The organism is Rhizobacter sp. P3_B12 (assembly GCF_056402895.1).
The window spans coordinates 1-7,844 of the sequence record NZ_JBFUGN010000205.1; the positions used below are offsets into that span (position 1 = coordinate 1).

Consider the following 7,844-nt stretch of genomic DNA (forward strand, 5'->3'; position numbering starts at 1 on the left):
GCGGTGTATCCGCTGTTCGATGCGGTGCAGCCCGGCTACGTGGTCGCGACCGTCGACCGCGACAGTGGTGTCGGCAGCGGCACGGTGTCCGAAGAGTTCGGCTACCGCGGCTTCAAGGCAGCACACGACGGCCGCGGCCCGCGCGGCTTCCGCGAGGTGCGCAGCCAGCGGCCGGCAGCGGACGGCAGCGTCTTGTCGCAGTCGACGCAGGTCGCGCTGTCATACCCCTACATCGGGCAGCCCGCGCGCACGCAGAGCTGGCGCGGCTCGCTGAACCAGACATCGCCGGTGCTGTTGGCAAGCGAGGCCAACATCTACTGCGATGCCTCGGCGTCGCCCACGGCCGAAGCGGCCGCGACCGTCGCGGCGCCATGCCCGGTGCCGGCCACGGTGCGGCTGCAGCGGCCGTACCTGTTCCAGAGCAGCAAAAGCGCGCGGGAGTTGAACGGCGATGTGCTGCCCGGCACGACCGTGACGACGCGCTACAACGAGAACGGGGACCCGAAGGAGGTGGTGGCCGTGACCACCGGGACGGCCGCGGGGAACGTCGCACAGAGCATCACCGCGACAACGAAGCACGACTACGCCCTCAACAACATCGCGGACGACAACTGGGTGCTGGGTGGCGTGCAGCGCTCGACGCAGGAGCGCAGCGTGCCGAACAGTCTGGCGGCCATCGGTGCGAGTGCCGGCACGGCGCCGAATGCGACCGCGACGCGCGGCACGCCGCCGACGGCCACGCTGAGCGTGCCGGTCTTCACGGCCACGCAGATCGGGCAGAGCAGCGGCRCCACGGCGACGATGAGCAACACCGGCGGCGTGGCGATCAACATCACGATGCCGACCGCCGCGGCGGTGTCGTCGGCGTCGGGCAGCGAGTTCGGCTTCGCGGGCACGACCTGCGGTACGACTTTGGCCGCCAACGCCTCATGCACGGTGAGCGTGACTTTCGCGCCTTCTGCGGCTGGTACGCGCACTGGCGGGTTGAACCTCAACACCGAGCTGGGCGTGAAATCGGCTGTGCTCTCGGGTACAGGCCAGGCACCGTCGGGCAGTCTGTCTGCCCTGGCTTTTGGTGACGTGGCCGTCGGCAGCGCACCGATGCAGGCTTCGACGCTCACCAACACCGGTGTCGGCCCGCTGAGCGTGACGGTGCCGGCTGCTGCCTCGGTCAGTGGCACGGACTTCGGTTTCGTCTCGACGACCTGCGGCAGCTCGCTGCCGGTGGGTGGCACGTGCGCGATCACGGTGCGCTTCCAGCCGACGGCCAATGCGGGGCGCAGCGGTGGCCTGAGCATCGGTACGGGTGCAGGGACTCTGTCTGCTGCGCTCAGTGGCACAGGCCTGCAATCGGTGATCGCGGTGAACGGCAATGGGGCGGCAAGCCTGTCGGCGCAGAAGAGTGGTGCGGCCGGAAGCGGCACGGTCACCTTCACGAACAGCGGCAACCAAGCGGCGACGCTTGCGATGTCGGGCCTCAGCGCGCCGTACTCGGTGAGCCCGGCCAGTTGCGTGGCGCCTGCGGGCGGTAGCTGTGCCGTGACGGTGTCGATGACGACGGCCGGTGCGATCGGCGCGCAAGGCGGCCAGACCCTGACGGCCACCGGTGGAACGACCGGTGCGGTATCCGCCTCGGTGGCGGGCACGCTGTACGGCTCGGCGATCTCGGTCACCGGCAACGGCGCGACCGGCTTGAGTGCCACGAAGGGCGGCAGCGCAGCCTCCGGCACGGTGAGCTTCACCAACAGCGGCAACCAGACGGTGACGCTTTCGATGTCGGGGCTCAGCGGCGCATACAGCGTGGCACCCACCAGCTGCACGGTCGACGTGGGAGGCACGTGTTCGGTGACGGTGTCGATGCGCACAAGCGACAGCATCGGCGCGCAAGGTGCGCAGACGCTGGTGGCGACCGGCGGCACGCTGGGTGCCGCATCGGCCACGGTGTCCGGTACGGTGACGGGCTCGGTCGCGACGCCCACCTTCAGTGGCCTGGCCTTTGGCACGGTGAACCAGAACTCGGCAGCCCCGACGGGACTGATCAACTGGCGCAACGACGGCAACGTGCCGATGACGCTGACGGGGCTGTCCAACCTGCCTGCTGCACTGAGCATCGTCGGCAACGGTTGCGGCAACGTCGCGCCGGGCAATGGCTGCTCGATGAACGTGCAGCTGGCGACTGGCACGCTGACGAACTTCAACCAGACGGTGAGCTCCGTGGGTGCGACGGTGAATGCCTTGATCACGGCCAGCGGCATGGTGCAGACCATTCCCGGTGCGCTGTTCAACCTGAGCACGGCAGCGACGTCGACGACCACGTACACGACGATCACGCTGACGGTGGCGAACCCGTACAGCGCGGCGCAGACGATCACGGCGGTGACCCAGAGCGATGCGGGTTCCGGCGGCACGAGCACCTGCACCGTGGGTGGCAGCGTGGCCGCGTCACCTGGGAGTTGCACGTTCCAGTGGATCTACGACCGATGCACCGCTCGCACGGTGAACTTCAGCGTGAAGAACCCGTTCGGCACGGCGATGACGAGCAAGGCGATCGTGAAGGGGACCTGCCTGTGAAGACCACGCAGATAAACGCGCAAAAGATTGCGCAAGTGCACATGAAGCGGCTGGCCCGGTTGGTGGTGTTCGCGGGCGCCGCTTGGGTGCAAGCGATGGCGCATGCGCAAGTCCAGCCACCCATTGACCCGTTCCATTACACGAAGACGGTGAGCACCACCTACCGCCCCGATGGCTTGGTGGAAACCGAGAAGGTCGAGCCCGACGACCCCAAGCTGTGCGTGCTGACAACCTACGGCTACGACCCGGCGGGCAACCGCATCAGCACGCGGCAGGAGAACTGCCCGGGCGCGAGCGGCGAGGCGCTCTTCACGGCGCGCACCAGCACGACCACGTATGCCGCGCAGACGGTGACGATCGCCGGCCAGAGCATCAAGGTGCCTGCAGGCAGCCTGCCGAGCGAGCGCAAGAACGCGCTGCTGCACGGTGAAACGCAGACGGTAGATCCCCGCTTCGGCACGGTGCTGAGCAAGACCGGGCCGAACGGGCTGACCACGCGCTGGGAATATGACGACCTGGGTCGCGCGACGCGAGAGATCCGTGCCGACAGCACGCGGTCGATCACGGCGTACTGCTACATCGCGGGCCGCGTCGACACCGCCACGAACAGCCCGACRTGCCCGAGCCCCGGYGCGGYSGAGATCCCGGCYGATGCGGTGAAGTTCGTGCACGCGGAGCCRCGCGATGCGAGCGGYKCSGARGGCGTCAAGAACGGCCCGTTCACCCGCAARTAYATCGACCGCGCGGGCCGGGTGCTTCGCCAGATCACCGAGGCGTTCGACGGCGCCACGCAACCCGGCGGCACSAACCGCCTGATCGCCACCGACACCGAGTACGGCGACCTGGGGCAGGTGMTGCTGCAGACGCAGCCGTATTTCCTGGACAGCGGCTCGTCGACCAGCGGCGGCAGCGCCGACGTGGGGCTCTCGCGCTCGGAGTACGACGCATTGGGCCGGGTGGTCCGCACCTACACGGCCGACCCCCAGGGCAACCAGCCGAGCGTGGGCTTCAGCAACCGGGGCAGCCGCCGGGCGCGGTTGTCGGCCGTGGTCTACGGCGCGCTGCAGACGACCACCATCGACGACCAGGGGCACACCCGGCTCGAGGAGCGCAACGTGGAGGGCCGCCCGATCCGCATCACCGATGCGCAGGGCGCGCAGCTCGTGCACCAGCACGACGCGTTCGGCAACCTTGTCACGACGAAGGACGCGCTTCAGAACAGCGTGCAGATCGCGTACGACATCCGGGGTCGCAAGCTCAAGCTGACCGACCCAGACGCCGGGGTGCTCGAGTACCACTATGACGCCTTGGGTCAGGCGGTGTGGCAGCAGAACCCGCTGCAGCAGCAGCGCGGCAGCTCGACGACGATGAAGTACGACGAGCTGGGGCGGATGACGCTGCGCATCGAGCCGGAGTACCGCAGCACCTGGAGCTACGACAGCTGCGCGATGGGCATCGGCAAGCTGTGCGCGACCAGCGCCAGCACCGAGATGAGCCAGCAGTGGGTGTACGACAGCCTGGGGCGGCTGGTCAGCAACCGCACGACCGTGGCGAACGGGCCGAGTTTTGCGAGCGCGCTGAGCTATGACGCGAACGGCCGGCAGATGACGCAGACCTGGCCGACCGGGTTGACGGTGAACTACGGCTACACGCMGAAGGGSTTYCTCGGCASKGTGTCGCTGGCGACGGCGGTGACGGTGAACCCGCTACCGAGCACCCCGGGCGGCACRCCGGGCGCGAGCGCTACGCTGCCGGCCGGCACGGTGCTGTGGCAGGGGCTGGCTTACAACGCGTGGGACGGCCTGGAGCAACAGAAGTACAGCAACGCGGTGGTGAGCAGGTCCGGCTACGAAGCATCGACGGGYCGCGCCAGCAGCTTGACGACGGGCAAGGGCAACTCCACCGACGTGCTGAACCATGGCTACGTGTGGGACAGCCTGGGCCGGTTGACGAATCGCAACGATGCGAACGGAGATGGTGCGACCGGCGCAGTGACGGAGAACTTCGAGCACGACGCGCTCGGCCGTCTGCAGCGCTACACGGTGGCTGCTCCCGCGATCAGCGGCCTCGTGCGAACGGTGAGCCTGCAATACAACGCGCTGGGCAGCATCCTCTACAAGAGCGATGTGGGGGTGTATGGCTACGGCGCGCAGGGCGCCAACGCGGTACGGCCTCATGCGGTGCAGAGCATCGAAGGCGCGGCCGCCAACACCTACGGCTTCGACGCGAATGGGAACATCGCCAGCGCAAGCTCAGGCAAGTACCGCGGGATCACGTACACGGGCTTCAACCTGCCGGACAGCCAAGCCGGCGTGCAAGGACCTGCAGGCGGCCCGAGCTACGTGTGGAGCTACGACGAGGACCACGCCCGCATCCGCGAGGTGCGGACGATCCCGAGTGGCGCCAACGCAGGCACGCGAACGACGTGGTACCTGCATCCGGACAACACCGGCGGACTGGCCTTCGAGAGCGAGGTCAATGCGCCCACGAGCCCGAGTGCAGCCAACCCCGCGGTCACGAGCAACCGTCACTACCTGAGCGCCGGCGACCAGAGTCTCGGRGTGCTGGTCACAACTGGCGCGCTGCCGGCCCTGGGCGCCACGCAAACAGCACCGACAACGCAATCCAGCCTGACCGTGGTGAAGCTGGAGTATTGGCACAAGGATCACCTGGGCAGCATCGCGGCGACGACGGACCACAACGGCGATGTGACGGCGCGCGATGCATACGACCCGTTCGGCAAGCGGCGCTTCGCCAATGGCAACTACGACGCCGCCGGCACGCTGGTGATCGACTGGAGCCCCGCCGTCAACAGCGGCACCGATCGCGGCTTCACCGGCCACGAGCAGCTCGACGACATCGGGCTCACGCACATGAACGGGCGCATGTACGACGCATCGATCGGGCGGTTCCTGTCGGTGGACAGAGCGGTGACGCAGCCCTATGAACTGCAGAGCTACAACCGCTACAGCTATGTGGAGAACCGGCCGCTGAACGGTACGGATCCGAGCGGATGGAATCCGCTGACGCAGGACAAGACGAGTTGGCCGAGGCCTTTGCCGGACCCCGAGCAGCATCCGTCGCAGCCGCAGCCGCAGCCGCAGCCGAAGCCGAAGCCGAAGCCACAGGAATTGGAGGAAGTGAAAATCACTGGCAGTGGAGCTGTGAATCCCGGCTGCACAGGTGCGTGCTTGACCCTTCTCCGGGCGGAGATGGACAAATACAACAAACGAATGCTCCCGGGCGGMTATGTGCGGTCACTGATGGGCGGCTCGCTGGTCATGCAGGCGCCCAAAGCCCAGGTTGTACGCATCCCAGGTGTTGGGCCGACGATCTACGCGATCTTCGCGGGAACAACGCTGGTGCTCGTCCAACAAGCGACTGAGATTCCTGGAAGCAATACGATGGCCGGGCCGTATGCGTTCATGCAGCAGGCGGCAGGCGGGTTGTCGACTGACGCAAATAGCGCAACTGAGGCACAGCCAGTTGCGCAAGCAAGGACGGATTCTCAAGGCCGCCGTCTGTACGGGCCGTATTTCCGCCATGAGCAGACTCGCGCAGAAGCCGATGCAATAGTTCTCTCTGGGGAGCTGTGGGGAGGATCACCATACAACTATGGTGCTACTCCGGCTGTAATGGCGTATACGCAACCCATGCTCGGCAGCTCGGGGCAACCAGCTCTGAATATGGTGATGTTCTGGACACCTGTGAAGCCGCAAACGGAGAGTATAGTTGGCGCGGCTTGGTACCTTGGGCTAACGCCGGGCGTATTCGAGGCGCCCAATGGGAAGGCCGCGATTCCTGTAATGGCAACGCATGGACCATGATATGACTCACGAAATATTAACGTGGCTTTCTCCTGTCGAAGAACTTCCACTTCGCCCCTACAGGGAGGTGGCCTTTTTCAGGGGTGATATACGCGAGCTTTTGCGGCTCTGTGGGCGACCGACCCCAGAAATCCGTCGTAATGATTTAGGTGAATACTTCGTGGCGTGTCTTTTTATTGGTGATGTGCCCATGCAGTTGGTAGGTTTGGTGCCGTTCGCTGAGCAGGAGTTTGCGGTGGTTGCTGATCCTGCAGAATCGCAAAAGGCGAGAACTGGTGTGATCAATCTTCTTTCAAAGATTGGTTACGCTGTTGATGAATATATACCCGACTCTTGATGCAGTTCGGCGCGTCAGAATTCGTCGGACCTGAGTGCCCCAGTCGGCCCGCTATACTCGACGCTCCGCATGAATCCCGACGCACAACAACTCTGGCGCGCACCGCGCTGGGCGCTGGCCGCGCTGCTTGCGTGCCTCGGCATGCTCGGTCCCTTCTCGATCGACACCTACCTGCCGGCCTTCACCGGCATCGCGCAGTCGATCGGCGCGACACCGGTCGAGATGCAGCAGACGCTGTCGGCCTACCTGTTCGGCTTTGCGGTGATGAACCTGTTCCACGGTGCGCTGTCCGACAGCCTCGGGCGCCGCCCGGTCGTGCTGTGGGGCATCGCGGTGTTCACGCTCGCGTCGGCCGGCTGCGCGCTGTCGCAGCACATCGGCGCGCTGGTGTTCTTCCGCGCGCTGCAGGGCATGTCGGCCGGGGCCGGCATCGTCGTCTCGCGGGCGGTGATCCGCGACATGTTTCCGCCGGCCGATGCGCAGCGCGTGATGTCGCAGGTCACCATCTACTTCGGCATCGCACCGGCCATCGCGCCGATGGTCGGCGGCTTCCTGTTCGTGCACGTCGGCTGGCATGCGATCTTCTGGTTCCTCACCGCCATCGGCGTCGCGCTGTGGATCGGCAACTGGCGGCTGCTGCCCGAGACGCTGCATGCCTCGCAGAAGCAGCCGTTCAACGTGCGACACCTGATGCGCGGCTACTGGCAGCTCGGCTCGAACCCGCGCTTCCTGATGCTGGCGCTGGCCAGCGGCATCCCGTTCAACGGCATGTTCCTGTACGTGCTGTCGGCGCCGGTCTTCCTCGGCGACCACCTGCAGCTGCAGCCCGGCCAGTTCTTCTGGTTCTTCCTGATCACCATCAGCGGGATCATGGGCGGCGCCTGGTTCTCGGGGCGGCTGGCCGGCAGGATCAAGCCGCACCACCAGATCCGCCATGGCTTCGTGATCATGCTGGTGGTGTCGGTCGTCAACCTCGCGCTGAACCTGCTGTTCGTGCCGCAGGCCTGGTGGGCGCTGCTGCCGATCGGCATCTTCGCATTCGGTTGGGCGCTGATGGTGCCGGTGGTCACGCTGATGACGCTCGACCTGGTGCCGGAGCGGCGCGGCAT

At 66.3% G+C, this 7,844-nt stretch carries 4 protein-coding genes; all 4 read left to right on the forward strand.

Annotation, left to right across the window (positions count from 1 at the left end):
- The coding region (locus tag AC1D01_RS13410; protein ID WP_477866940.1) for a beta strand repeat-containing protein at nucleotides 1–2,571 on the forward strand (2,571 nt) is incomplete at its 5' end.
- A 41-nt stretch (nucleotides 2,572–2,612) separates the two neighbouring features.
- Nucleotides 2,613–6,398 (forward strand): RHS repeat domain-containing protein, encoded by a 3,786-nt coding sequence (locus tag AC1D01_RS13415; protein ID WP_477866942.1) that lies wholly within the window; start codon nucleotides 2,613–2,615, stop codon nucleotides 6,396–6,398.
- Nucleotides 6,388–6,735: a hypothetical protein gene (locus AC1D01_RS13420; protein WP_477866944.1), complete on the forward strand. Its 348-nt coding sequence runs from the start codon at nucleotides 6,388–6,390 to the stop codon at nucleotides 6,733–6,735. Before AC1D01_RS13415 ends, AC1D01_RS13420 begins: the two co-directional genes overlap by 11 nt.
- A gap of 69 nt (nucleotides 6,736–6,804) precedes the next feature.
- A partial coding sequence (locus tag AC1D01_RS13425) for a multidrug effflux MFS transporter (RefSeq protein WP_477866946.1) occupies nucleotides 6,805–7,844 on the forward strand: 1,040 nt, incomplete at its 3' end.